This is a genomic window from Ruegeria sp. CDSA246 (assembly GCF_059611225.1).
This window is the reverse complement of the sequence record NZ_JBXWPD010000013.1, coordinates 81103-106350: the sequence shown is the minus strand read 5'-3', so window position 1 is coordinate 106350 and position 25248 is coordinate 81103. Positions and strand designations below refer to the sequence as shown.

Sequence of the window (25248 nt, the reverse complement as noted above, 5' to 3'; positions counted from 1 at the left end):
ACACTCCGGCCCTGACTCTCGGCCGGATGGGTAATGCCGATGCTACGGCACTGGAAAACTACGAGATTCTGGATGTTGGTCTGGAAGACGGACCATTGACCGAACTTCTGCGGTCCAGGGGATTGATCGTAGCGGGACGTGAGGAATAGGCAGGCGTTTTGCCCGCCTAGTCAGACGAGGACGCGACATGGCTATTGCCGATGGATGGCGCGCAAACCCAGATCAACAACTGGAGGCACGACTATTATGAAAACAGGTCATATTCTTCGCTCGGAAACTTGACGCTGAACGTAATCGTGGCCAACTAACCGAAACCCGAAAGGCCGCATGAATACCTGACCGGAAACCGGGAGAGGTCAAAGCCAACCGTGCACTAACTTTCAATTTGAACCGCTCAAGTGGCGCTGCTCCTTGCCAATTGAGCAAGCCGCAGAAACAGAGGGAGTCCGGGTGTGAACTGACTTTTTCATGCTATGTTGACGCCTCAATAAATTTGCACCCACCTACCGCGAACTCGCAGATAGGTTTCATCCAATCCCGTGGGTAAGTGGCAGCCTTTCAAGGAAATCACTCAGAAACCTGCTCGCGATTGATTAACATCAACAAGCACCAAGGCATGCGTTTACCTCTACCTCAGTCAAAAAACCGCGACACGACCGGAACAGCGCCCTGTCTTTTTGTGCGGCAAGTCGTCGTTTTGACCAGTGCTTACCATTCAACATCGCCCAAAAAAATATATCCGGCACCATAGATAGTTTTGATCAGGCGAGGGTTTTTGGGGTCTTCGCCCAGTTTGGTCCGCAACCTGGAAATTCTGACATCCATCGCACGATCAAAACTGTCGCCGGCAGCACCACCCAGAGCATCTTGCATCTGAGTGCGGCTGATCAATCGCTTGGGACTTTCCAGAAACAGCTTCAGAACTTCGCCCTCTGCATGGCTGAACGGAGTTTCGGCACCGGATCCGTCTTCTAGGATGTAGCGATCAAAGTAGGCCGTCCAGCCGTTGAAACGTGCCACGTCAGATTGTGTGGTCTGCGCCTTGGGAGACCGCAACCGCGCCCGAATGCGAGCCACAACTTCGGCCGGGTCGAACGGCTTGGTAATGTAGTCATCCGCCCCCAGTTCCAGACCGGTGACGCGATCCTGTACCTGCGCACGACCAGAAATGATGATGACCGAAGCCCCCTGCTCCAGAGCCAACCGATGGACCAGTGCCAACCCGTCCGTATCCGGCAATGACAAGTCAACCAGACACACGTCCGGCGTGACCCGTTTGAGCGACGCTTCGAATTCCCGCGCGCGCGCAAAGCTCTGGGTGCGAAAGCCTGCTTCTTCAAGCGCGTCGGTCAGAATGCGCCGTATCTCGGGCTCATCATCGACAATGGTCACCAGCGGTTGGGTCATCAGGCAGCCTCGTCACGGATCAGGGCGGACAGTTGCGCCCGGGTGAAGGGTTTCCGCAGCACCGGCGCGCGTTTCAGCGCCTCACGATACAACGGATCGGCATAAGGCAGTGATGTCATCAGGATACGAGGCAAGGCGGGCTCCAGTTTTGCCAAAAGATCCAAACCCGTCTCCTGCCCTTCAAGGCGAATATCGGACAGCACCAAAGCAATGTCTTTGACCTCTTTTGCCAGGGTGATGGCTTCGTCACAAGACGTCGCCTCAATCACTGCAAACCCGATGTCGACCAACATATCGCGGAACTGACTGCGCAGATCGTCGCTGTCTTCGACCAACAGAACCAACCCTTCCTGTACCGGCAAGGCTGCTCGGTACGGCAGTCGCAAAATGACCGATGCACCTGACGGAGTATTGCGCAAACTCAGGTCGCCGCCGGCCAGCTTGACGGTGTCGTAGACCATCGGCAGACCAAGACCCGACCCTTTGTCGCCTTTGGTTGTAAAAAACGGGTTCAACGCCTTTTCCAATGCATCTTTCGAAAACCCGGGGCCCGTGTCTGACACTGCGATTTCGGTCCATATCTCACCGATGGTATGGGCGCTGATTGTGATCTGACCGGATTCTCCACAAGCATCTCGCGCGTTCAAAACCAGGTTCAGCAAGGCGTCCTGAACCATCCCGGGATCCAGCATCAGAGCTTTGTCCGGCAACGTGTTAACCACCGACAAGCCGACCCCGCGCGGCAGAGATGGAGAGGCCAGAATGCGCAAATCCTCAAGCAACCCGCGCATGTCCGTCGCTTTGGGTTGAGGTGTCCGGTTACCCGTCATGTCCGCGATGCGATTCAACAGTTGCCCACCCCTGCGCGCTGTCTGCTTGGTCGCGTCAATCAGCTCACGAGCATCTTCCGGCAAATCCATCTTTTCCAGTCTGGACTGCATGCCCAGAATAATGGTCAACAGGTTCGAGAAATCATGCGCCAACCCACTTGTCATCTGTGCGGCCATCGCGCGGCGGCGGGTTTGTTGCAGCGCGACGCGCGCTTGCGTTTCCTCAGTGATGTCGACGGACATAATGTAAACACCACCTTCGCCATCAGGTGTGAAGGATACGCGAATGCGCCTGGAATCCTGATCTTCGGTAAACTCGAAAACAGAGGTTTCTCCGGCATAGGCCTTTTGCAGATGCGCCTGGACCCGTGTAAAAGCGGCAGACCCCAAAGCCTTAGAAATATGCATACCCAAAATCTCGGACGGGCGACCTGGCATGACCGAGTTTAGCCGCCGGTTGGAGTAATCGTAGCAGCCTTTGGCATCCAGATGTGCAATATGGGCCGGCATCATCTCGGTCGTCATACGGGTGCGCGCTTCGATCTCGGTCAATTGGCGTTTGGCTTCTTCCAAAGCCGAGTTTGTGGCCGCCAGTTTTCTGTTCGCTGCTGACAGCTCCTCCGCCCGATCAAGCAATTGACCAGACAGCTCCTCGGAACGGGCGCGCAGCAGCGCCTCCGCCTGTTTCGTATTGGTGATGTCCGTATAGACCGCCACCCATCCGCCTTTGGGCAAGGGGGCACCTTCAACCGAAATAACCTGACCATTGGCCCGAACGCGTTCGATGTAATGAGGTTCGAATGTCAGCGCCTGATTGACGCGCAGATCGACAGCCGCTTCGACATCATCGACATCGCCGTATTCGCCACTGGATGCGAGGTGCCGGATTGTGTCGCTGAACAAGGCGCCGGGCTGTACAAGATGGTCCGGCAGATCAAACATCGTCTGAAACGGTCGATTGCTGACCACCAGCCGAAGCTGGCTGTCATAAATTGACAGGGCCTGGCCGATCAGATTCAGACCAGCCGTCGTCATGGACTTTATCTGTTGCTCGGTTATTTCCAAATCCATCCTCCCCGCGACACATGCGTAACACTGGATCTGTTACAGGTGTAGAGGGCAAGAGCGCGACAGGTTGGAAAAACGGGTCGCACATATTTTGCGATCAATACCTGGATTTGGTCTTGGGACCATCCGCCGTAATGGAATCCAGAGACAGTGTATGATCCATATTTTTCATCCGATGGCGCAACATTTGTCTGGATAGGCGCATCAAGACCGACAAATATTCGGGATCATTCGCCTTGTTCCGCAATTCTCCACCATCCTGGTGATCAAACAGCATGGGCGGAAGGTCTGCGGCGAACTCGACCAGAGTGAAACGCTCATCCCTCAGGATGCCCAGACATGAATCGCTATTACCCGTACCCAAAACCTGCTGCCAGATCGTAGGTTGCTCTGGTTCGGCAAAATCCAACTCGCTGAAGGAATAGCTGCGCCAATCGTCAGGGATTTGCCCTTGCATCAGCGGCAGCAACGATCGACCGTCCATGGAATTTGGGATCGGCTGGCCGATCCAATCCAAAATAGTCGGCGTAATGTCGATGGATTCCGTCGGTACCGAGATCACCGACCCGGCATGCGATTGATTGTTGGGGTCCCTAATCATCAATGGCGTTTTATAGGCGGCGTCAAAGACCGCCATCTTGCCCCAGCTGTGTCGGTCGCCCAGCATCTCTCCGTGGTCCGCAGTAATGACAACCATCGTGTTGTCGTATTGGCCACTATCCTTCAGGAATTGGACGACACGCCCGATGTGATGGTCAACCTCGGTTGCGAGACCCAGATAAACCGCGCGCAGCGTTTGGATGTTTTCAAGCGTCGGCTCTACCCCTTCAAAGCCCAAAACAAAGTCACCGGCGGACGTATTGTCAATTGTCGGGCCAATAAACGGATGCATCGCCCGTTCATCCATCGGATCAGAGAACCCTGCGGGCCGAGGCAGGGTCGCTAGGTCATACATATCGTTGTAGGGTGCCGGGGCGACCAATGGCGGGTGTGGTCGAATATAGGTCAGATGGGCAAACCAGTCTTGGCCAACATAAGGCGCCATGCTGTTCAAGAACACGTCCGTCAGAAAGGCTGTATCGCTGTCTTCAGCCCGGTACATAGCCGGGTCATTCAACCGGGGTTCACCCCCATCCGGCGCGACCGGCTTGTGAACATCCCAGTAATCCTCGAACGCGTAGCCCTTTTGCATCAGATGTCCGCGCCAAGGATAGGATTCCTCCAACCGCATTTCGAGGACCTCATGAAACCCAGCCATTGGGTGTTCATAGGATTTCAGGATCGGATCGTTGTGGTCATGTACCCTAGGGTCGGCGGATGTATCCGTGTATCCAAACAGCATGGGCAGATAGCCGGCTTTGCGCATTTCGGTCGCGATGTTCGGGGTGTCATGCCGCAACGGGGTTCCATTGCGAACCGATCGGTGGTTCATCGCATATTGCCCGGTCAGGATTGACACACGCGATGGACCACAGGGGTTGGTCACCGAAAAATGCCGGTCAAACGTCACCGCCTCGTCCATGAATGCACGCAGGTTTGGCAGATCGACATGGGCCGCTAAAGCGCCGTTCAGACAGTCGGCGCGCAACTGATCTATGATGATGAACAAAACATTCTTAGCGTGCCGCATTTCGCTCTCCTTGATTCCACGTCAGTGGCGCCAGAGCGAACTCTGTCTTGGTTCGCAGAACCCCGCAACACCTGAGTCACGACCCATCGGATTTTCGCCCGGCGCGCCCATGCAACAGAAGCAACAGATTTATTTGAAATGATCTTGCGCCGGTCGGCCCAGTTGAGCGCAAAACCAACCACAACCACGACCTTCGTGTCTGGAGATGTCACTTAGACGCTATTGAGCGCCAATAAATACAACACAGTTCGCAAAAATCCGTTGCAGGTCAATGTCCTTTGCCATCACATACGCTCATGACGCAGCCAGTGATACAGTCGGACCGTGACGCCAACGGCGTTTACCTGCGGGTTTCGGGTGATTTGGTGACTCAATCCCTGGACACGGTCGAAAAGGCGTTTGAAGAGTTTAGCGCTGACAGAGACGAACTAACAGTCGATCTTTCGAAGGTCGGAGCACTGGATACCGGTGGCGCATGGCTGATTGCCGATGTTGCACGGCGCGCAAAGGCAAGTGGCGCGACCGTACATTATGAAGGGTTAAAGCCCGCCCATTCCGCTCTTTTAGACACCGTGGCGGAAAACATTCCCGACGACCCCGGTGTGGCAACTGAAAAGCGCAGTTTTACCGACTGGGTCGCAAGTGTCGGGGAACGCACCGCCCAGGCCGGAAAAGACATGCTATCCCTGCTGGGCTTCCTGGGTCTGACGCTGCATCGCCTTGTCCGTACAATTCTAATGCCGCGCCGTCTGCGCAAAGCGGCCTTGGTCTCGCAAATGGAAGAGACCGGACTCAAGGCCATCCCGATCGTTGCCCTTATGGGGTTCCTGATCGGCGTCGTACTGGCCTTTCAGGGCGCAACCCAGCTAAAGCAGTTCGGCGCCGAGATTTTCGTGGTCGAATTGATTTCGATCTCAGTTTTGCGTGAGCTCGGCATTTTGCTGACCGCAATCATCGTTGCGGGGCGTTCAGGATCGGCTTTTACCGCCTCGATTGGCTCGATGAAGGTTCAGGAAGAGATCGACGCAATGCGCACGTTGGGTTTGGACCCAATCGAGGTGTTGGTGATCCCGCGTGTTGTTGCCCTGTTGATCATGCTGCCGATCCTTGGTTTCATCGCCGACCTTGCCGCCCTTATCGGCGGCGGATTGATGAGTTGGATTGACCTGGGTGTTAGCCCGGGCATGTTCGTCACACGCCTGAAAGAGAACACCGGTATTTGGCAATTCGCCATTGGCATGATCAAGGCCCCCTTCTTTGCTTTGGTCATCGGCGTAATTGCTTGTTGGCAGGCCATGCAGGTCAAGGGGTCTGCCCAATCCGTCGGGCAACGAACCACGGCTTCGGTTGTGCAATCCATCTTTCTGGTGATCGCTTTGGATGCTTTGTTCTCGATCTTCTTTTCGGTGATGGAGGTCTGAGTTGGACGGTACGACGCTGGAACAAACTTCTAAATCCGACGCTCAACGCGAAGCGGTTATCCGCGTTCGCAATCTTACAAACCAGTTTGGGCCTCAAGTTGTACATCAGAATCTGAATCTGGATGTGTGGCGTGGTGAAGTTCTGGGGATCGTCGGCGGATCGGGAACTGGCAAATCGGTTCTGCTGCGCACGATTGTGGGCTTGAACAGACCCGCGGCGGGCAGCATCGAGGTGCTGGGTGTCGACGTATTGAATGGCCCAGAGCAGGAACGCCGCCGGATTGAGCGTCGCTGGGGCGTTGCCTTTCAGGATGGGGCATTGTTTTCCTCGCTAACGGTCTTGCAGAACGTGATGGCGCCACTGCGCGAACATACAGGGCTGAGCGAAAACCTGATGTGCGCGCTTGGTAACCTGAAGATCAGCCTTGTCGGTTTGCCGCAACTGAGTTGCGGGAAATTGCCTTCCGAATTGTCCGGCGGAATGCGCAAACGCGCCGCCCTTGCCCGCGCCTTGGCGTTGGACCCGGAAATTGTGTTTCTGGACGAGCCAACCGCGGGTCTCGACCCAATCGGCGCGGCTGCGTATGACGAGTTGATCGGCGAATTGCAGCATGCATTAGGCTTGACGGTCTTTATGGTCACGCATGACCTCGATAGTCTTTATGCCATTTGCGATAGGGTCGCAGTGCTCGCAGAAAAACGGGTTCTGGTTGAAGGTCCGATTGAAGAAATGACCAAAGTCGACCATCCTTGGGTTCAAGAGTATTTCACCGGCCCCCGGGCCCGCGCGGCGCAAGAGAAGGGTCAGGACAGGTAAAGGCTATGGAAACCCGGGCAAACTATATCCTGATCGGCGCGTTCACAATCGCGGGCATCCTTGGTGCCTTCGGGTTTTTCCTATGGCTCGCGAAATTCGAGGTGTCGCGCCAATACGCATATTACGACGTTCTGTTCGAAAACGTATCGGGCCTCTCCTCTGCGGGCGGCGTAAGCTTCAACGGCTTGCCCGTTGGTCAGGTGATTTCGTTGAACCTGGACGAGGACGATCCGTCAAAGGTGCGCGTTAAGCTTGAAGTAGATGCCGACATACCCGTCACCGAAGATACCATCGCGCAGCTACAATCTCTGGGCGTAACTGGCGTCAGTTATGTTGAGCTGACGGGTGGCAAAAGCAGCGACAAACCCTTGCCGGAAAACAGCGTAATCAAAAGCAAGCGCAGCGCGATTCAATCCTTGTTCGAAGGTGCCCCGAAAGTTCTGGATGAGGCGGTTACCCTGCTTGAGAGTCTGAATTCGGTCGTTGACGACAAGAACCGCCAATCCGTCAGCAAAATTTTGGACAACCTGGCTTCTGCATCCGGCAGGCTGGACAAAACGCTGACAGATTTCGAAAGCTTGTCCACCGACCTTGGCGGCGCTGCCAAGCAACTGGGCAACTTTACAACGCGGCTTGATAAATTGGCCGACACAGCCGAAACCACCCTGACGACAGGGACAGACACACTCAAAAGCGTAAAAACTGCATCCGAGTCCGCAACGGAAACACTGAACAGCGCCAAGACCACAATTGAATCGGCCGATCGCATAATACAGGACGACGTGAAACCCTTCATCGATCGCGCCTCGACATTGGCAGAACGCCTGACCGGCCTGTCCGACGAAGGCAGCGTTGCTTTGGCGACCGCGACCGAGACCTTTGTGAATGCAAACAAAACACTGGGGTCGATCACGGCAGCGATGGATACGGCAAACACCACATTGGCTTCTGCGGAACGCGCTTTTGACTCGGCCAATGAGGTCATCAACAAAGACGTCGGCGCAGTCATGGACGATATCCGCAATGCGGCCAATCAGGTCGCCTCGACGGTGTCTAATGTCACAAGCAAGCTGGACGAGATTTCGGCAGATATCCTCAATGCATCGCGATCGGCATCCGAGTTACTGGGGACCATCGACGGCATCGTCCAGGACAATCGGCGGCAATTGTCCGACTTCCTCCGCGTCGGCCTGCCCCAATTCACACGTTTCATAGAAGAGTCGCAACGACTGGTGATCAGCCTGGATCGGCTGGTGGACAAAGTCGAACGTGACCCAGCAAGGTTCTTACTGGGAACCCAAGCTTCGGAGTTTCGCCAATGATCAGGCTGTTTCTTTTGGTTCTGGCGTTGGTGTCGCTGGGCGCATGCACCGGGTTGGGTACGCTGAGGCAGGCCTCCAAGCCAAACGACCTGTATCTCTTGACGCCCAAAAGCACCTTTTCGTCTTCGTTACCGCGTGTGCAAAAACAAATCGTTGTACAGGAACCGACGGCTACGGCCGCGGTCAATACCGATCAGATCGCTGTTCAGCCAACCCCATTGCAGGTGCAATATCTACCGCGCGCCAGATGGGTCGACCGTGCACCGCTTATCGTACAGGCGCTGTTGGTCGAAAGCTATGAAAACAGCGGCAAGGTGGCCGCTGTTGGTCGCTCAACCGTGGGTCTGCGCGCAGATTATGTCATCGTTCCGGACCTGCGCGAATTTCAGGGGTTCGTCGTCAGCGATGTTGAGGGGACAAAAACCATTCGCGTCGAAGTGCGCATGAACATTAAGATCATTGATGAATTCGAAGACAAGATCATCGCGTCCAGTTCATTTCGGGAAGTTGTTGCCTCTGCTAGCGATGCGACGCCTGACCTTGTGAAAGCCTTTGACGATGCTTTGGGCAGGACCATGCGCGACGCCGTAGAGTGGAGCGTGCGCCGGATCAATACACATGCGGCCAACAACCAAAGATCGTATTGACGGGACACGGGCGCTGCCCAACGCAGCGCCCCATTGCCCGCTGTTACCTTGACAGTGTTTGTGCAAGCCGCATGAGCGTGGCAGCTTCGGCCCTGTACCCAAAGGGATCTTCGCCACGCGCCGCGTTCGCCAATCCGATCGCATCGTCGTAGGACCAGTTCCCCAGATACTCTGCACCGCGCAATAACTGCCCGAATCCGGCGACAGCATAGGAAAAGCGGACATCGTCTGTAGCCTCGCCCTGCAGCGCCGCAATGGGCTGTTCGATCAACTGACTTTGGTCAGATCCCGACATTTTGTAACGCAGCTTGAAAAACCCGATCTCATCCGAACCATCGCGCACCGCTTGGGCACCATAGCGCAACGGGTCGTTCAGGATGGCGTCTGAACCAACAGGCGTGACCTCGTAAATCGCCGTGACCGAATGGCCTGCTCCAATATCACCGGCGTCAACTTTGTCATTGGTGAAATCTTCTCGACGCAACGCGCGCGTCTCGTATCCGATCAGGCGATATTCGGCTATTTGTGACGGGTTGAACTCAACCTGGATTTTGACGTCGTTGGCAATTGGGAACAATGCGCCGGTCAACTGGTCTACCAGGACTTTTTGCGCCTCGCTCAGCGTGTCGATATACGCGGCCTGTCCGTTTCCGTTCTGGGCTAGTGCCTGCATCGTGGCATCATCCAGATTACCCCGGCCAAAACCCAAAACACTCAGAAACGTACCGCTGTCACGTTTATTTGCTATGAAGTCTTTCAGCGCATTAGGATCAGACAGGCCAACATTAAAGTCGCCATCCGTTGCCAGGATGACGCGCGTGACCTCGTCGTCGGCGCTCATGCTTTCGGCTACCTGATATGCCTGTTGCAACCCGGCCTGACCTGCGGTCGAACCGCCTGCCTCCAACTGGTCGAGCGCGCCGAGGATTTTGTCACGTTCCACGACCGCAGTGGGTTCCAGAACCTGCCCCGCGCTTCCGGCATAGGTCACGATCGAGACCTCGTCCTCATCTCGCAACTCTGACAGCATCAAACGGAACGATTGTTTTAACAGTGGTAGTTTGTTGGCATCATGCATCGATCCCGACGTATCGATCAGAAAGACCAGATTAAGCGGTGGTCGGTCCTCAATCTGCGGCAATGCTCCTTGGATACCGACATGCACAAGCTGAGTACCCTCATTCCAAGGCGTCGGTGTTACTGTGATCGTCGGCCGGAACGGCGCGTCCCCTTCTGGCGCGGGGTAGGAGTAAGGAAAATAATTTACCATCTCTTCGACACGGACGGCATCCTTGGGTGGAAGCTGACCGCGCATAAGAGAGGACCGGACGATCGAATACGAGGCCGTATCGACGTCAATTGAAAAGGTGGAAACAGGCTCTTCACTGGTGACTTTCAGAGGATTGGCTTCAGCGTTTGAAAACGCCTCGGTATCCGAGAGGGGCAGAATTCCCACCTCGCGTTCAACCATCATATGAGTAGCATCGCCCGAAGTGACGCCAAGTCGCGCAGTGTTTCCAGCAACCAAGCCCGAAACGCCTTGCTGAGGGGCGGCCGCTTTGGATCGCACGGGCGCGGCATACTCTTCAACAACGACCGGGGCCTCAACGACGGGTTCTTCCAATACGGCAGAATCTGCTTCGGGTGCGGGCGCAGGGCTTTCGCTGCGCGATAGGGGCTGCACAACGATGTCGCGGGATTGCGGCACGAACATAATCAGCGCAACAGCGGCAATTGCGGTTGTCGCGGTTAGGGCGCCGCGATGGGACAAAGCATTCAACATGGATTTCGTTCCTTCTGTCATGCGGGCCATTGGGCCTCGCTTAACAGTCGGACGCATCGCAGCATGCGATCCTTGGCTGTGTGCATAATTTTTCTGAGCCCGTTTTAAGTTTTGCGCCCGCCGTTCGGCATCTGGTGCCGGCGTCGCAGCATCCATCAAGGCTTTGAAGTCATCAAGATCATCGGTCATGGTGCCAAATCCTCTTGTCGCAGGGCGCGCAGACGTTTGCGAATGTCCGACATGCGCCAGGACACGGTGCCTTCGGACACGCCCAGAACTGCTGCAGCTTCGGCGTGTGTCATTTCATCCTCTAATGTCAGGGCCAGAGTATCTTGCAAATCGAGTGGCAGAGACCGCATGGCGCGCTGCAACCAATCCATTGCTTGGGCCGTCTCGGTCGCTTCTGCCCGTCGCAATTGCTCCACATCACCCCACCCTGCGGCAGCGCGACTGTGACTTGCTTGGCGACGCCGGGCGTCCTCGGCCGCGTTGACGACAACGCGATAAAGCCAGGTTGTGAACTTGGCCTGCGCCCGAAAACCCGCGATTTTGGTGGGCAACGCCGCACAGATATCCTGTGCCAGATCCTCGGCCTGATCAGCCCGTCCGGTCAGGCGAAAAGCCAGACGAAAGATCCGGTCATAGTGACGCTGCAACAGGGTCGCAAACGCATCAGCGTCCCCGTCCGCAGCGGCCCTGGCCAAGTCCTCATCCGATGTTTTCATACGCATCACACTGAGTATGACGGATCGAAAACGTCAATCCTTGGCGATGTCGCCAAAAAAATTAAAAGTGGTCCGCCGAGGCGAGTTTCCAATCGGCCGCGTAGTCGGGCGGAATTGTGTCGGTCAACAAAACGCCTTCGTCAATAAGGGTATAGAGTTCGGCATAAGACCGTTCCCGCTCGTCTACCGTACGACGGCGGATATCTACCGGGTGAAGGTCCGACACCTTGTCTTTGCCCATAGCGCCCAAAAGTTCGCGGAAGCTTTCCAATGTCGCATCGTGAAAGCGGTGTACGCGTTCGCGTTTTTGGGGAACATTGACCGCCCTGCCCCGTATCGGGTCCTGGGTGGCTACGCCTGATGGGCAGCGGTTCGTATTGCAATGCAGCGCCTGAATGCACCCCACGGCAAACATCATTGCGCGCGCTGCATTACACATGTCCGCCCCCAGCGCGAATTTTTCGACCATGTCGTAGCCGGTGGCTACCTTACCCGAACAGATGATCCGGATTTTGTCGCGCAAACCGACGCCACGCAGGCAGTTGTTGACGAAAATCAGCGCTTCGTTCAGCGGCATGCCCAAACGGTTGGTGAATTCGACCGGGGCAGCACCGGTACCGCCTTCGGCACCGTCAATCGTGATGAAGTCCGGCAGGATTCCTGTTTCCAGCATCGCCTTGCAAATCGCCATGAATTCGGACGGTCTGCCAATACACAGCTTGAACCCGATTGGTTTACCGCCAGACATTTCCCGCAGATGCTGTACAAAATGGATCAGACCGGTCGGGCCTTCGAAGGCAGAGTGGGTGGGCGGGGATATCACGTCCTGATGTTCGGGCACGCCACGGATTTCAGCGATCTCCTGATCCACCTTTGCGGCAGGTAACACCCCGCCATGCGATGGCTTGGCCCCCTGCGACAGCTTGATTTCAATCGCTTTGACAACGTCCTTTTTTGCCTTTTCGGCAAACAGGTCCTTGTCAAAACCACCCTCGGGCGTGCGGCAGCCGAAATAGCCTGTTCCGATCTGCCAAATGATGTCGCCACCCTCGGCCAGATGGTGCGGGGACAGGCCGCCCTCACCCGTGTTATGCGCAAATCCGCCGTCCTTGGCGCCGCCGTTCAGTGCCCGGATCGCATTGGCGCTGAGCGCCCCAAAGCTCATGGCGGAGACGTTCAGCCGCGACGCACTGTATGGCTGCGTGCATTGCGGGCCACCCAGCATGATCCGTTCTTCGCTTTCATCCACATGCTTGGGCGCAAGCGAGTGGTTAGCACGATGATACCCGACTGACAGGACGTCGTATTGCGTACCAAAGGCCTGCGTATCCACCTGTCCTTTGGCCCGCGAGTAGACAAGTGATCGTACGATCCTATTGAAAGGGCGGCCGCTTTCGTTGGTTTCCACAAAATACTGCCGGATTTCCGGGCTGACGAACTCCAGCATATACCGGAAATGCCCCAGGACCGGATAGTTGTTCAGCACGTTGTGTTTGGTCGTCAGCATGTCGTAAAGGCCGATCACGGCATATGGAATGAGCACCACCAGCAACCAATGGGCGGGCGGCCAGAAAAAACCCCACAACAGGGTCAGCGGCAGACACACATATGCAATGAAGTAATAGAGTCTGCGTACAATCATTCGTGCTCTCCCAGGGTCGCGTGCTTTCCGGCCTGCGGTAGCAGCTGAGGTGTTCGCCAAACGTGGGGCAAATCGCTGTTAGATTGCAAGCGATTGTGCCCGCCTTCACGCAAACGGGCGAAGATGTGAAATGTAGTCCGGAAATTGGTCACGGTTGATCCGGGCAACGCCAGCTATTATGCCCGAGGAAACGGGATAGGGGCAGGACGGCAGGCTGTGACACAGAAACGAACGCATGTTCGGACCACGGCATTGATGTTCGGAGCCGTGTTCATTGGCGGCGCAGTTGGGTCGCTACTGCGCGAGTTGTTCTCGGTGAATATACCGGGTGCCGGTTTTCTGACGCAGACCTTTGGCATCAATATCGTGGCCTGTTTCATACTGGGGTGGCTTTATTCGGTGCGAAACCGCGTCCATGCCCATGTTCTGCATCTTGGTGCTGTCGGCTTTTGTGGTGGCCTGTCGACCTTTTCCTCATTTGTTGCGGAATTGGAGCGGTTAGCCTTGTCCAACATCTGGATCGCAGCCTCAGCCGCCGCGTTGGAAATCGTCGCGGGACTGGCAGCAGCCATTCTGGGTGAGGCTATCGGAAGACGCTTTTCTCCACCAAGGGCGACCGAATGAGCGAATTGTTTCTGCACGCGATGTTCGGATTGGGCGGCGGTTTAGGGGCCGTTTTGCGCCACTGGATCGCACTGCGGATTGTTCATGACCTGCCGTTTTCGACCCTGATCGTAAACGTTCTGGGTAGCCTGCTGCTGGGTTTGTGGATCGGATACCTCGGAGGATCAAATGAGATGGGCGAAGAACAAAGACGCCTGGTCTTTGGCTTTTGTGGCGGCTTCACGACTTTTTCCAGTTTTGCCTATCAGTCGCTGGAACTCAGACGCGAACGGACCGTTGCGCTGGCGGCGGGCAATATATTGCTCAGCCTGGGTCTTTGCTGGGCGGCATTGGCATTTGGCTTGTTCGTAATGCGTTAATGTGCAGGCACCGACGTCTGCGTTCCAGGTTTAGGTGCTTTGCAAAAGAACAGCAGCGGAATGGTCGCCAAGGCCAAAAGCCCCAGATTGTTGAAGACGGTTAGATATGAAATCAGTTCAGCCTGCTGCGCGATCTCCTGCCCCAGAATGGCCGCCCCCTGCGCACTGTCTGGCGTCAGGTTCAGTGGCGCAAGATAAGCTTGCGCGGCCGGGTTATAGGGCGTCACATTTTGGCTGAGAACAGCCGTGTTTGTTTGAAGGCCCCGAACGACCCAAGTTCCGACCAAGGAAATTCCAACCGATGAGCCCAGCTGGCGGGTCACATTGAACAGGCCGGATGCCTCATCCTGCCGCGACTTGGAGATGCTTTCAAACGCCAATATCGACATCGGCACAAACACCAGCCCCATTCCCAGACCGCTAACCGCCCCAGGCCAGGCAAGCTCCCAAAATCCAGCATCCATGTTGAGCGCCCCCATCATGAAATTGCTGACAGCCGTCAAAAGCATACCCAGCCCGGCCAGAACACGCGGATCGAAACGCGTGACCAAAACGGCTCCGGTCAGGACCATCGACAGCCCGGCGGCGACCCCTCGCGGGATAAAAAGATGGCCCGATGTGATGACTGGATAGTCCAGCAAGTTCTGAACGAAAGTCGGCAGGATCGCGATACCTCCGAACAGGGAAATGGCAAATCCTGCGATAACCAGATTGCACAGCGCGAAATTGCGATCCGCGAAAAACCGCAAGTCGACAACCGGCTTTTCCGTGGTCAGCACATGGATGATAAACCCAACCGCGCCCAAAACCGACGCGATGAGGGCAACCTGAATGACCCGTGATGACAGCCAGTCCTTGGTCTCTCCCTGATCCAGAACAAATTGCAGGCAGCCTATGCCAATGGCCAGAAGGGCAAGGCCTTTCCAATCGATGCGAACCTCTTCGGTTTCGTCGTCTGGCAACTCTCCGGCCAACAAAAGCAACGCCATCGCGGCTACCGGCAGGTTCACGAAGAACACCATTCGCCACGAGAAGTATTCGGTCAGGATTGCTCCTACCGTGGGACCCAACACCGGGGCCACGACGACTCCCAAACCGAAGACCGCCATCGCCTGCCCACGTTTTTCACGGGGGTAGGCGTCGAACAGAATGGATTGAGACAACGGGATCAGAAAGGCGCCGAACATGCCTTGGGCCAGGCGAAAGGCGACGATGGTCTCAAGGCTCCAGGACAGGCCACACATGACCGACATCGTCGCGAACCCGGTCACAGCGGTCAGGATCAGACGTCGACGGCCGACGCGGCGGGCGACAAAACCAGTCAGTGGCATGACCACAACGGCCGACACAATATAACTGGTCAGTATCCATGTGGCCTGATCGGTTGTTGCGCCGAACGCCGCCTGAATATGGGGCAGCGCGACATTGACGATTGTGCTGTCGAGCACCTCAAGAATAGCGCTGAGGACAACAGCAACCACAATCACCGGATTGATGTGGCCTGCTGCCGGGGATGTCATTTTTGGGCCTGCGGTGTGGTATCCACGGTCACCTTGCTACTGCCGCCCACGCGCAATGGGGCATCCGTGGGATCAAGTTCAACCCGCACCGGAAAGCGCCTCGTCACCTTGACCCAATTGCCGCTGGCATTTTCGGACGGCAGAAGCGAAAACGTATCCCCCGACCCCCGTCCGATTGACGCAACTTTGCCCGTCAGGGTGACGCCCGGCATCATGTCGATCTTTACCGTGACCTGCTGACCCGGACGAATGCGCGGCAGTGATGTCTCTTTGAAATTGGCATCCACCCACCAATCAGACGACTCGACGATCGAAAACTGCGGCGCGTTAGCTGAAACCGACGATCCGGGCCTGAGAGTCAAGTTGGCGATCCACCCATCTGCCGATGCAAAGATCTTGGTCCAATTTTGATTGGCCTGAGCAATTTCCACTTGGGCTTGCGATGACAGTATATCGTCCTGTTTGGCCGCCAAACCACTTTGTAAGGCCAACAGGGCGGATTGGCTTGTGGTAAGTTGCGCCGCGGCGCGCGCAAATTCCGAACTGGTCTGATCCAGTGACGCCTGCGCCAGATCACCATCTGAAAACAGCGCCTTAGCACGTTCCAGATTGCTCTGAGCCGTATTGTAGGCCGACTGCGTGCTGTCGACCACTGCTTGTGCAGCCGCGATCTGCGTACCGTAAGACTGCGCCTGCTGCACCGCGCTGTCGAGGTTGGCCTTGGCCTGATCGACCGAGGCTTTGAATTGCGTATCGTCGATTGTGAACAGCAAGTCCCCGGTTTTGACCGGCTGGTTCTCAATCACAAGCACTTCGGCAACCTGACCGGTGATTTGTGGTGCCACGTATATGATGTTCGCCCCCACATAGGCGTCATCGGTCGAAGGGTATCGTTCCTGATGGCGCCAGTACAACAGCAGCCCGACGGCAATTGCGCCCAAGATGACCACCGCGCCAACGACCTTAAGAGATTTCATGAACCAGCCCCCTTCATTTGGCTTGGCCGAACGTCACATTGGAAACGTGTGCATCCGAACCGCCAGATTACCCATGATCCAAACAGTTCCAAGAATGATGATCAGCAGCACCATCGTGGAAAACAGGATAAGGTCCAGATCTTCGCGGCTGCTGCGACGTCGGTCGATGTGCAGGAAATAAACCAGCTGTACGATCAGCTGAGCCAACCCAAGCAGACTGATTGCAAGGTAAACGCCCTTTGTCTCAATGCCGTAACGATAAGCGATTCCGAAAACTGCAAAGGTCAACAAAAGCGACCCACCATAGCCGATCACATAACGGCGGCGCTCGCGGCGATGCATTTCGCTACGTTTATCCATAAGTCAGCCCTCCGAAATAAACGATCGTGATGATGCCGATCCAGATGAGGTCCAGAAAGTGCCAGAACAACGCCAGCCGCACCACGCGTGACATCAGGAGATCAGTCAGGCCAAAGACCCTTAGCTGAATGCCCAGCACGATCAGCCAAATGCACCCTGCTGTAACGTGCAGGCCGTGAAGGGGTACCAAGCCATAAAACGCGGACAGAAAACCGCTACGCTGAGGGATACCGCCCTTTTCCGCCATCGCCATGAAATCGCGGATCTCCAGAACCAGAAAACTGAGACCAAGAACCAGAGTCACGAAGAACCAGAATATGATCCGCCACCGCGGAAGATTGTATTTGAGCGCAAGCATCGCCAGACCCACGGTAAGGCTGCTGGTCAAAAGGATCAGCGTCTGCGCAAAGATGCTTTTAAGGTCGAACAGCTCGTGCGGCCCGGGTCCGCCTGCCTGTGCGTCGATCATCGTGATGTAGATCGCGAACATCAGCCCGAAATAGACCAGATCGCTCATCAGAAAGACCCAGAACCCAAAGGTGACGACTTCGCTTGCCTTGTCGGCACTTGCGTGCCGCCGTCCAAGGTTCAGGCCGGGATAGCTGTGGGTGGGCGCGCGTTTCATGTCACGGCCTCCAGATCAGAGCGGGCCAATCCGCGATTTTCCGGGGCAGTTTCGTGATCACGGTCAACGGGCGTAGAATTGTGAACCAGATCCAACCAGGCTTCGTGCTGCTTACGCACGTCGTCTGCCGGGATGACCCGCTCTGTTTCGGCCTTAAACGTCCACGCGATAAAGGATGCAAGCATCAAGATTGTCATCAACGCTGCCAACCACCAAATCCACCAGACCAGCGCAAACATCCAAACCCCGCTGAGCACGCAGAGACTGAACCCAATGCCAGTGTTTAACGGAACCGAGATATCCTCATAGGCATCAGGCGACGGATACGCGTTGCCGCGCTCTTTCGCGGCGGCGAAATCGTCTCGATCGGTCACATGGGGGATGATGGCAAAATTATAGGAAGGAGGCGGGGCCGGGATCGACCATTCCAACGTATGCGCATCCCATGGATCACCGACCGGAACGCGTGCCTTTTCCCGATCACGGATACTGACCCACAGTTGCACGACCACCGACAGCAAAGCCCCCAATATGATCAGCGCGCCGACGACGGCGACGATCATGTACGGGTGGAAGCTCGGGTCCTCCCAACTGAATGACCTGCGTGGCATTCCCATCAGGCCGACGAAATACAGCGGCAGGAATGTCAGCATGAACCCGACGGTCCACAACGCAACCGAGATACGGCCCCAGAACTCGTTCAGGCGGAACCCGAATGCTTTGGGGAACCAATAGTTGTATCCGGCAAGCAGTCCGAACAGCACGCCTGGCAACAGGACGTTATGGAAGTGGGCGACCAGGAACAGTGTGTTGTGAACCTGATAGTCCACTGTTGGGTTTGCGAGGATCACACCGGAAAGCCCGCCGATGACAAACAACATCAAGAAAGACAACCCATAGAGCATTGGCACCGAAAACCGGATTCGCCCGCGGAACAAGGTAGCCATCCAGTCATAGACCTTCACCCCTGTCGGGATAGCAATTAGCATTGTAGCGATGCCAAACACGGCGTTGATCAGCGCGCTTTGACCCATGGTGAAGAAATGGTGCAGCCAGACAGTGAATGACAACACCGCAATCGACATGGTGGCGATTACCAGCGAGTTGTAGCCGTACAGGCGCTTGGCCGAGAAGGTTGCGAAGACCTCAGAGTAGATACCGTAGGCCGGCAGAACCAGCAAATAGACTTCGGGATGACCAAACAGCCAGAACATATTGGCATAGTTCATCATGTTGCCGCCAAGGTCGTTGGTGAAAAAATGAAAGTCCAGATACCGGTCCGCTGCAAGCATCAGTGCGGCAACGCCCAGAGGCGGCATGGCAAAGACGATCAGGATTGAGCTGCAGATGATTGTCCAGCAATACATCGGCAGCCGCATGAATTTCATGCCCGGCGCGCGCAGCTTATAGATCGTGACTGCAAAATTGATGCCCGTAAGTGTGGTTCCGACACCAGAGACGACGATCGCCCAGATCCAGTAGTCAGGGCCAACACCGGGATTGAACGCCGCACCAGTGTACGGCGGGTATGCTGTCCAGCCGCCAGTCGAAAACTCGCCCACCACAAGCGAGACCATCAGCATCATCCCGGCTGAGACGGTCAGCCCAAGGCTGATTTGGTTCATCACGGGGAAAGCCACATCGCGAGCGCCGATCATCAGCGGTATCAGGAAATTCGCAAGACCGAACACAAATGGTACGGCGACGAAGAAGATCATGATGGTCCCGTGAGTACTGAAGAGCTCGGCAAAATGCTCGGCCTCTAGAAACCCGTCGCCCGGCCCTGCCGCCTGCTGCGCACGCATTACCACGCCTTCCAACACACCGCGCGCCAGCATGACGATTGCAAAGACGATGTACATGATGCCGATCTTCTTGTGATCCGAACTGGTCAGCCAATCGCGCCACAATGGTCCCCAAAGACGAAACCACGTTAATGATCCGACGACGACGATGACACCGACGATCACTATCGCAGCGGCCGTGTTGGCGACAATCTCATTTGTGTTGGGATCCTGAATAAGCCCTGTGATCGGAAACGCGTCCCAATCCAGGCGGCCGAAGAAGCCAGAACCATTGGTGGTCATTGCTGCGCCTCCCGTCCGAATTCTACCGTCCCTGGCTGCTGGTCGGCGGTCAGAGCATTGTTGCCGTGATACCGATGCACAATTGAATGAAACAGGTTGCTGTCCTCCAGCGTGAAATACAACGCGTTATCTGGCATTTGCGCGGTTCCCAACGCGGCCTGCACCTCGTCCCGGTCCGTCCGCATGGCTAAAATGCGATAGGTCTCGTCATTCAGCGCAATGCCGTTGCTGCGGACCTTGTCGGCCCATTCGTTGAATTCCTCAGCGGACATGGCGACGGTTTGGAACTTCTGTTTGGTGAACCCGCGCCCGTTATATTGGGTGTTCTCGCCCTGCATTGTTGCAGCCACATCCGACACGACATGCAGTTCTGTCGTCATACCGGGCATTGCATAAATCTGGCCAGCCAAAGCAGGGATCATGAAGGACTGCATCACAGTGTCGGTCGTCAGTGTCATTGCGACCTGCTGTTTGACGGGAATGCCAAGCTCTCCGACGCTGGCGATGCCTAGGTCAGGGTAGATGAACAGCCATTTCCAATCCAATCCGACGACCTGAACGTTCAGCGCAGGCATTTCGCCAAAGCGATCCGAATATGGGTCCAATCGGTGGGTCGACGCGTACAGATAGAAAGACAGCAGCGCGACAATCAGGACCGGCACGCCCCACATAACGAACTCCAACGGACCGGAGAAATCCCACTTGGGCCGGTATGTGGCTCCGCCTTCTTTGCGGCGGCGATACCGAAAAGCAATCAGCGGCACCAGAACAAGAACCGGAATAACCGCCAATAGGATCAGGACAGTTGCCCGGAAAAGGTGCACTTTTTGGACAGCGGCAATCGGACCTTGTGGGTCCATGAAACTGTCACTTGCACCGGCAGCTTGCGCCGTAGCAGAGAGAGCCGCAGCGACAATCACAACTTGCATCGCCTTTGGTGACATTCGGAATAGGGCCACGCCTGATTGTCCTCCTAAAGCAAGCTCTCGCGCCAACTATCGGCAGACAAATGAAATTTCTCAAGGCTTTTTCCCAAATAGGTCGGTGCTCTGCTACCGACCCGGATCAACGGTGGGGATGGGCGCAGACAAAACCTCAGGAAAACCGCTGTTGACTTGCGGCTTTGACCAAGCCAGACCTTAAGCGATGCGATGGATCATGTTCGTCCTGGGTCTTTGGTGCCTGTCCACAAGCGCAACCGCACAAGATCGTGCTGCGGTTGAAAGACAATTCCAGTCTTGGCTGCAAGACACCATCTGGCCGAAGGCCAGGGCCAAGGGTGTTTCCAGGCGCACGATGCAGCAGGCCTTTGACGGTGTGACGCTGAACTGGAAATTGCCCGATCTGGTGCCGCCGGGGCAACCGATCAAAACCCCGAAACGGCAAAAACAGGCTGAATTTGGCTCTCCGAGTCGCTACTTCAAGGCGGGTTCCGTACAGGGTGCGACATCAGTCGGGCGGCAAATGGCCCGGCGACACGCCGCAACCTTGTCGCGCGTCGAGGCCGAAACAGGCGTGCCCGCCCGCATCATTCTGGCCATATGGGGTCGTGAGAGCGGCTATGGGCAAGTTCCCATTCGGCACAACACGTTCCAGGTGTTGGGCACCAAAGGGTTCATGAGTACCCGCGCTGACTATTTTACCAAAGAGCTGATCGCGGCACTGCAAATCGCCGAGGCGGGCGATGCACCACCGGGCACAATGAAAAGCAGTTGGGCGGGCGCTTTGGGTCAACCGCAATTCATGCCCTCCAATTTCCTGACCTATGCGGCCGACGGGAACGCGGACGGGAAGGCCGACATTTGGACCTCAGCCGAAGATACAATTGCTTCTATCGGGAATTATCTGGCGCAGCATAGTTGGAGGACCGGGCGAGATTGGGGGTTCGAGGTCATAGTTCCTGACACCATATCCTGCGCACTGGAAGGCCCTGACCAAGGCAGACCCATTCGGGACTGGGCCGAAATGGGAATTACCCGTGTGTCAGGCAAGCCGTTTCCAAGACATGAATTGGCCGGAGAGGGGTATTTGATGATGCCCGCGGGGCGGAACGGCCCTGCCTTTGTCGTCACACCAAACTTCTATGTCCTCAAGGAATACAACAAAAGCGATCTTTATGCCTTGTTCGTTGGACACGTCGGAGACCGCATTCAATATGGCGTTGGCGATTTCACAGGACGCTGGGGCAAGGTGGGAAATTTGTACCGGTCTGACATAGCGTCCATGCAACGCACACTGGAACAACAAGGACACGACGTGGGCGGGGCAGATGGCCTACCGGGTTTTAAAACCCGCCGCTCGATCGGGCGTTGGCAAGAATCGATCGGCCAGACTCCGACCTGCTTTCCTGATGCGGGAATGAAGGCCAGCCTGAAACAGTAGCGATTCGCCCTGTTCCAGAGCCCCCTCAGCTGTTTGACCCGACGGAAACAACCAAACGAAAATCGGCACCCTTCACGAAAATGTCACGAAGCCTCCGAGTTTCAACATAAAATTTCCACTGCACCCCCGTTTCCATTCACATTCCACCTCTGGTTGCCCAATTTTAAGGCAAAGGCTTTAACCTTTTTTGAAATAATGCCACGTTCGACATCAGTGAAAGGCGACTTTTGCAAACACGTTCCCGACTGCAAACCGAAAGACTGCGACGCGGTGTTCATTGCGATCTGAAAAAGCAAAATTCGAACCAGTCCCGGTCTCTTTCTGGGTCGGACAAACATGGTGGCCCTCAGCCATCCTGAAGGGATGCGCGTGGGTTGCTGAAAAAAAAACGGGAGTTGAAAAACATGAACAAGTATATTCGTACATCTCTTGCGGGGCTATTGACCTCGACCATGATAACCGGTGCTGCATTTGCCGCCGGAACCCATCCGACTACCGGCGAAGCGTTGGCGGATGACCAGACCTTTACCTATCGTATTCTGGACGAACACAGCTCGGTCGATCCTCAAGTTGTTGAGGATGTTTCCGGCGCCGAGATCGTGCGTGACCTGTTCGAAGGCCTGATGAACCAGGACGAAGACGGTAATCTGGTCCCCGGTGTTGCCACCGGTTACACCACCAACGACTCCAAAGACGTTTACACCTTTTCCCTGCGCGACGATGCGAAGTGGTCGAATGGTGATCCGGTAACCGCCAGCGATTTTGTTTTCGCCTGGAAACGTGCCGTCGATCCCGCCCTGTCCTCGCCCTATGCATGGTTCATGGAACTGATGTCGATCGAGAACGCATCTGAAATCATCGCAGGTGACAAGTCGGTTGACGACTTGGGCGTTAAAGCCATCGACGACCACACGCTTGAAGTGACGCTCAGCGCACCGCTGCCGTACTTCCCGCAAATGACCACGCATTCGACCACTTTCCCTGCCCCGCAGAAAGTTATCGAAGAGTTTGGCGACGCCTGGACCAAGCCTGAAAACATCGTATCGAACGGTGCATACGTCCTGACCGAGCATCTGCCGCAGGAACGTTCGGTTCGTGAGCGGAACGAAAACTACTGGGATAACGACAACACGATCATCGAAAAAGTCGTGGCACTGGTCATCAACGACGAAAACGTCGCGCTGACCCGTTACCTGGCAGGTGAGCTGGACCGCACAGAAGTTCCCGCAGGTCAGTTCCCACGCTTGCAAAAAGAGCACCCGGAAGAAGCAATCAGCTTCCCGCGCCTGTGTAACTATTATTACACGTTCAACCTGTCCGATGGTGGCCCCGAAGCCTTCAAGGACCCGAACGTCCGTCAGGCGCTGTCCCTGGCAGTTGATCGTAAGATCATCACTGAGAACATAATGGCAGGTGGGCAGCCGCAGGCTTATACCTTTGCCCCGGCAGCAACCGCTGGCTTTGACGTTCCAGACGTAGAAATGGCGTCCATGTCGCAGGCCGAGCGCGACGAACTGGCCAAGGAACTGCTAGCCGCAGCTGGTTATGGTCCCGACAACCCACTGAGCTTTGAGATGGTTTACAACACCTCGGAAGCGCACAAAAAAGTTGCCGTGGCCCTGAGCCAGATGTGGAAGCAAAAGCTGGGCGTCAATGCCGAGCTGGCCAACATGGAATGGAAGATCTTCCTGGAAGAGCGTGGCAACCAGAACTTCGATATGGCACGCGGAGCATGGTGTGGCGATTATAACGAAGCCTCGACCTTCCTCGATCTGCTACAGTCGGATTCCGGTTATAACGACGGCAAGTACAACAACGCCCGCGTTGATGAACTGCTGTCCGAAGCCAAAACCTCTGACGATGCCGCACCTCTGTACACCGAGGTCGAGCGTATCATCGCGCAAGAGACGCCCGTTATCCCGATCTATCACTATGCTGGCGTCTACATGATGGACAGCGATGTCGGTAACTGGCCGGTCAAAAACGTAGAGCAGAACTGGTATTCCAAGAACCTCTACAAAACCGCCGAATAATCTTCCTTAGACCAAGCTTTGCCCCGGAGTTCTTTCCGGGGCAAAGCCAATAATGGGGGCATGAAATGCTTGCCTATATCGTCCGGCGATTGCTGATCGCCGTCCCAACGATCCTTTTGCTGATCGTTGCAAGTTTCTTTCTGATGCACTTCGCGCCAGGTGGGCCCTTCACCTCGGAACGGCCTCTGCCGCCCGCGGTCCTGGCCAATATCGAGGCGCGGTACGGATTGGACCAGCCGCTGTGGAAACAGCTTTGGGATTATCTGTACAACATCGTCGTGCATTTTGATTTCGGCCCGTCCTTCAAATTCAAGGACAGGGACGTGAACGACATCATCGCGCAGGGTTTCCCGATCTCGCTGACCTACGGTTCGCTGTCCTTCCTGGTGGCAACAACCGTCGGAGTCGCGCTTGGGATTGCCGCTGCGATCAAGCACAACAGCTGGATCGACTACTTCGCTGTTGGTCTGGGCATCGCGGCACAGGCGCTGCCGAACTTCATCATGGGCCCGATCCTGATCCTGACCTTCACTCTGTGGCTCGGATGGCTGCCGGGCGGCGGCTGGAATGGCGGCCAGTGGCCGTATCTGATCATGCCGGTTATCGCGCTTGCCACCTCGTATATGGGATCCATTGCGCGGATCACGCGATCATCGATGCTGGAAGTTCTGAACTCGAACTTCATCCGCACGGCCCGCGCCAAGGGTTTGCCAACCAGAACCGTGATCTGGCGCCATGCGCTGAAACCAACCTTGCTGCCCGTCGTGTCTTATCTGGGTCCGGTTTTCGTCTACGTACTGACGGGTTCGGTCTTTGTGGACATCTATTTTTCGACCGGTGGACTGGGGCAGGCCTATGTGGGGTCCGCGCTATCGCGTGATTACGCGGTGCTGTTGGGTGTCACGATCCTATATGGCGTCCTGACCGTACTCGTAAACCTGCTGACCGACCTGGCCTATGCCTGGTTCGATCCGAAAATCCGTTACTGA

Annotated in this window: 22 protein-coding genes; 10 read left to right on the top strand and 12 right to left on the bottom strand. The window is 55.9% G+C overall.

Features of this window, described 5'->3' with window-relative positions; translation table 11 throughout:
• Positions 1-26: 26 nt before the first annotated feature.
• The gene (locus tag AC2FI9_RS17120) at positions 27-149 is read left to right on the top strand and encodes a hypothetical protein (protein WP_496725038.1); all 123 of its coding nucleotides are present in this window, start codon (positions 27-29) and stop codon (positions 147-149) included.
• A gap of 559 nt (positions 150-708) precedes the next feature.
• Here the strand turns inward: AC2FI9_RS17120 and AC2FI9_RS17115 are convergent.
• The 3 genes from AC2FI9_RS17115 to AC2FI9_RS17105 form a co-directional block, all read right to left on the bottom strand.
• Positions 709-1407: a response regulator transcription factor gene (locus AC2FI9_RS17115; RefSeq protein ID WP_496769289.1), complete on the bottom strand. Its 699-nt coding sequence runs from the start codon at positions 1405-1407 to the stop codon at positions 709-711.
• Complete coding sequence (locus AC2FI9_RS17110) at positions 1407-3272, bottom strand: PAS-domain containing protein (protein ID WP_496769287.1); 1866 nt, start codon at positions 3270-3272, stop codon at positions 1407-1409. Before AC2FI9_RS17110 ends, AC2FI9_RS17115 begins: the two co-directional genes overlap by 1 nt.
• 130 nt (positions 3273-3402) lie before the next feature.
• Positions 3403-4935, bottom strand: a complete 1533-nt coding sequence (locus AC2FI9_RS17105) for a sulfatase-like hydrolase/transferase (protein ID WP_496769285.1) — start codon at positions 4933-4935, stop codon at positions 3403-3405.
• A 296-nt stretch (positions 4936-5231) separates the two neighbouring features.
• On the opposite strand from AC2FI9_RS17105, the gene AC2FI9_RS17100 reads away from it, so the two are divergent.
• The 4 genes from AC2FI9_RS17100 to AC2FI9_RS17085 are packed head-to-tail and all read left to right on the top strand — an operon-like array spanning position 5232 to position 9142.
• Positions 5232-6356, top strand: a complete 1125-nt coding sequence (locus AC2FI9_RS17100; RefSeq protein WP_496725046.1) for an ABC transporter permease — start codon at positions 5232-5234, stop codon at positions 6354-6356.
• Between the two features lies 1 nt (position 6357).
• Positions 6358-7173 (top strand): ABC transporter ATP-binding protein, encoded by an 816-nt coding sequence (locus tag AC2FI9_RS17095; RefSeq protein ID WP_472725066.1) that lies wholly within the window; start codon positions 6358-6360, stop codon positions 7171-7173.
• A 5-nt stretch (positions 7174-7178) separates the two neighbouring features.
• The gene (locus AC2FI9_RS17090; protein ID WP_496769283.1) at positions 7179-8495 is read left to right on the top strand and encodes an MlaD family protein; all 1317 of its coding nucleotides are present in this window, start codon (positions 7179-7181) and stop codon (positions 8493-8495) included.
• A complete protein-coding gene (locus tag AC2FI9_RS17085; protein WP_496740334.1) occupies positions 8492-9142 on the top strand; it encodes an ABC-type transport auxiliary lipoprotein family protein in 651 nt (216 codons plus the stop codon). Before AC2FI9_RS17090 ends, AC2FI9_RS17085 begins: the two co-directional genes overlap by 4 nt.
• A gap of 43 nt (positions 9143-9185) precedes the next feature.
• On the opposite strand, the gene AC2FI9_RS17080 is transcribed toward AC2FI9_RS17085, so the two are convergent.
• From AC2FI9_RS17080 to AC2FI9_RS17070, 3 genes are all read right to left on the bottom strand, one after another.
• A complete protein-coding gene (locus AC2FI9_RS17080; RefSeq protein ID WP_496769281.1) occupies positions 9186-11114 on the bottom strand; it encodes a vWA domain-containing protein in 1929 nt (642 codons plus the stop codon).
• Positions 11111-11650 carry an RNA polymerase sigma factor gene (locus AC2FI9_RS17075; RefSeq protein ID WP_496769327.1) on the bottom strand — a complete coding sequence of 180 codons (540 nt, stop codon included), beginning with the start codon at positions 11648-11650 and terminating at the stop codon, positions 11111-11113. Before AC2FI9_RS17075 ends, AC2FI9_RS17080 begins: the two co-directional genes overlap by 4 nt.
• A gap of 61 nt (positions 11651-11711) precedes the next feature.
• A complete protein-coding gene (locus tag AC2FI9_RS17070; RefSeq protein WP_496769278.1) occupies positions 11712-13292 on the bottom strand; it encodes an FMN-binding glutamate synthase family protein in 1581 nt (526 codons plus the stop codon).
• A gap of 216 nt (positions 13293-13508) precedes the next feature.
• On the opposite strand from AC2FI9_RS17070, the gene AC2FI9_RS17065 reads away from it, so the two are divergent.
• Positions 13509-13916 (top strand): fluoride efflux transporter FluC, encoded by a 408-nt coding sequence (locus AC2FI9_RS17065; RefSeq protein ID WP_496769275.1) that lies wholly within the window; start codon positions 13509-13511, stop codon positions 13914-13916.
• On the top strand, positions 13913-14275 hold the full coding sequence (locus tag AC2FI9_RS17060) for a fluoride efflux transporter FluC (RefSeq protein ID WP_496769273.1): 363 nt from the start codon (positions 13913-13915) through the stop codon (positions 14273-14275). The genes AC2FI9_RS17065 and AC2FI9_RS17060 overlap by 4 nt, the downstream gene beginning before the upstream one ends.
• Here AC2FI9_RS17060 and AC2FI9_RS17055 read toward each other — a convergent pair.
• The 6 genes from AC2FI9_RS17055 to AC2FI9_RS17030 are packed head-to-tail and all read right to left on the bottom strand — an operon-like array spanning position 14272 to position 20803.
• Positions 14272-15795, bottom strand: coding sequence for a DHA2 family efflux MFS transporter permease subunit (locus AC2FI9_RS17055; protein ID WP_496769271.1), 1524 nt, complete (start codon positions 15793-15795; stop codon positions 14272-14274). The two genes, AC2FI9_RS17060 and AC2FI9_RS17055, sit on opposite strands and share 4 nt — an antisense overlap.
• A complete protein-coding gene (locus tag AC2FI9_RS17050; RefSeq protein ID WP_496769269.1) occupies positions 15792-16772 on the bottom strand; it encodes an HlyD family secretion protein in 981 nt (326 codons plus the stop codon). Before AC2FI9_RS17050 ends, AC2FI9_RS17055 begins: the two co-directional genes overlap by 4 nt.
• A gap of 33 nt (positions 16773-16805) precedes the next feature.
• The gene (locus tag AC2FI9_RS17045; protein ID WP_113790775.1) at positions 16806-17132 is read right to left on the bottom strand and encodes a cytochrome o ubiquinol oxidase subunit IV; all 327 of its coding nucleotides are present in this window, start codon (positions 17130-17132) and stop codon (positions 16806-16808) included.
• Positions 17125-17757, bottom strand: coding sequence for a cytochrome c oxidase subunit 3 (locus tag AC2FI9_RS17040; RefSeq protein WP_282152113.1), 633 nt, complete (start codon positions 17755-17757; stop codon positions 17125-17127). The genes AC2FI9_RS17045 and AC2FI9_RS17040 overlap by 8 nt, the downstream gene beginning before the upstream one ends.
• On the bottom strand, positions 17754-19844 hold the full coding sequence (locus AC2FI9_RS17035; RefSeq protein WP_496769267.1) for a cbb3-type cytochrome c oxidase subunit I: 2091 nt from the start codon (positions 19842-19844) through the stop codon (positions 17754-17756). Before AC2FI9_RS17035 ends, AC2FI9_RS17040 begins: the two co-directional genes overlap by 4 nt.
• Positions 19841-20803 carry a ubiquinol oxidase subunit II gene (locus tag AC2FI9_RS17030; protein WP_496769265.1) on the bottom strand — a complete coding sequence of 321 codons (963 nt, stop codon included), beginning with the start codon at positions 20801-20803 and terminating at the stop codon, positions 19841-19843. The genes AC2FI9_RS17035 and AC2FI9_RS17030 overlap by 4 nt, the downstream gene beginning before the upstream one ends.
• 199 nt (positions 20804-21002) lie before the next feature.
• On the opposite strand from AC2FI9_RS17030, the gene AC2FI9_RS17025 reads away from it, so the two are divergent.
• The 3 genes from AC2FI9_RS17025 (at position 21003) to oppB (ending at position 25248) form a co-directional block, all read left to right on the top strand.
• Positions 21003-22226: a lytic murein transglycosylase gene (locus tag AC2FI9_RS17025; RefSeq protein ID WP_496769263.1), complete on the top strand. Its 1224-nt coding sequence runs from the start codon at positions 21003-21005 to the stop codon at positions 22224-22226.
• A gap of 404 nt (positions 22227-22630) precedes the next feature.
• Positions 22631-24259: a peptide ABC transporter substrate-binding protein gene (locus tag AC2FI9_RS17020; protein ID WP_496706595.1), complete on the top strand. Its 1629-nt coding sequence runs from the start codon at positions 22631-22633 to the stop codon at positions 24257-24259.
• 65 nt (positions 24260-24324) lie between these two features.
• Positions 24325-25248 (top strand): oligopeptide ABC transporter permease OppB, encoded by a 924-nt coding sequence (gene oppB / locus AC2FI9_RS17015; protein ID WP_058277210.1) that lies wholly within the window; start codon positions 24325-24327, stop codon positions 25246-25248.

Bases quoted from the DNA above. Each gene is read 5' to 3' on its own strand.
- AC2FI9_RS17105 (WP_496769285.1), bottom strand. From the start codon at position 4,935: ATGCGGCACGCTAAGAATGTTTTGTTCATCATCATAGATCAGTTGCGC.
- AC2FI9_RS17070 (WP_496769278.1), bottom strand. From the start codon at position 13,292: ATGATTGTACGCAGACTCTATTACTTCATTGCATATGTGTGTCTGCCG.
- oppB (WP_058277210.1), top strand. From the start codon at position 24,325: ATGCTTGCCTATATCGTCCGGCGATTGCTGATCGCCGTCCCAACGATC.
- AC2FI9_RS17090 (WP_496769283.1), top strand. From the start codon at position 7,179: ATGGAAACCCGGGCAAACTATATCCTGATCGGCGCGTTCACAATCGCG.
- AC2FI9_RS17060 (WP_496769273.1), top strand. From the start codon at position 13,913: ATGAGCGAATTGTTTCTGCACGCGATGTTCGGATTGGGCGGCGGTTTA.
- AC2FI9_RS17110 (WP_496769287.1), bottom strand. From the start codon at position 3,272: ATGACGACGGCTGGTCTGAATCTGATCGGCCAGGCCCTGTCAATTTAT.
- AC2FI9_RS17085 (WP_496740334.1), top strand. From the start codon at position 8,492: ATGATCAGGCTGTTTCTTTTGGTTCTGGCGTTGGTGTCGCTGGGCGCA.
- AC2FI9_RS17100 (WP_496725046.1), top strand. From the start codon at position 5,232: ATGACGCAGCCAGTGATACAGTCGGACCGTGACGCCAACGGCGTTTAC.
- AC2FI9_RS17020 (WP_496706595.1), top strand. From the start codon at position 22,631: ATGAACAAGTATATTCGTACATCTCTTGCGGGGCTATTGACCTCGACC.
- AC2FI9_RS17115 (WP_496769289.1), bottom strand. From the start codon at position 1,407: ATGACCCAACCGCTGGTGACCATTGTCGATGATGAGCCCGAGATACGG.
- AC2FI9_RS17025 (WP_496769263.1), top strand. From the start codon at position 21,003: ATGTTCGTCCTGGGTCTTTGGTGCCTGTCCACAAGCGCAACCGCACAA.
- AC2FI9_RS17040 (WP_282152113.1), bottom strand. From the start codon at position 17,757: ATGAAACGCGCGCCCACCCACAGCTATCCCGGCCTGAACCTTGGACGG.
- AC2FI9_RS17045 (WP_113790775.1), bottom strand. From the start codon at position 17,132: ATGGATAAACGTAGCGAAATGCATCGCCGCGAGCGCCGCCGTTATGTG.
- AC2FI9_RS17075 (WP_496769327.1), bottom strand. From the start codon at position 11,650: ATGAAAACATCGGATGAGGACTTGGCCAGGGCCGCTGCGGACGGGGAC.
- AC2FI9_RS17050 (WP_496769269.1), bottom strand. From the start codon at position 16,772: ATGAAATCTCTTAAGGTCGTTGGCGCGGTGGTCATCTTGGGCGCAATT.
- AC2FI9_RS17055 (WP_496769271.1), bottom strand. From the start codon at position 15,795: ATGACATCCCCGGCAGCAGGCCACATCAATCCGGTGATTGTGGTTGCT.
- AC2FI9_RS17080 (WP_496769281.1), bottom strand. From the start codon at position 11,114: ATGACCGATGATCTTGATGACTTCAAAGCCTTGATGGATGCTGCGACG.
- AC2FI9_RS17035 (WP_496769267.1), bottom strand. From the start codon at position 19,844: ATGACCACCAATGGTTCTGGCTTCTTCGGCCGCCTGGATTGGGACGCG.
- AC2FI9_RS17120 (WP_496725038.1), top strand. From the start codon at position 27: ATGGGTAATGCCGATGCTACGGCACTGGAAAACTACGAGATTCTGGAT.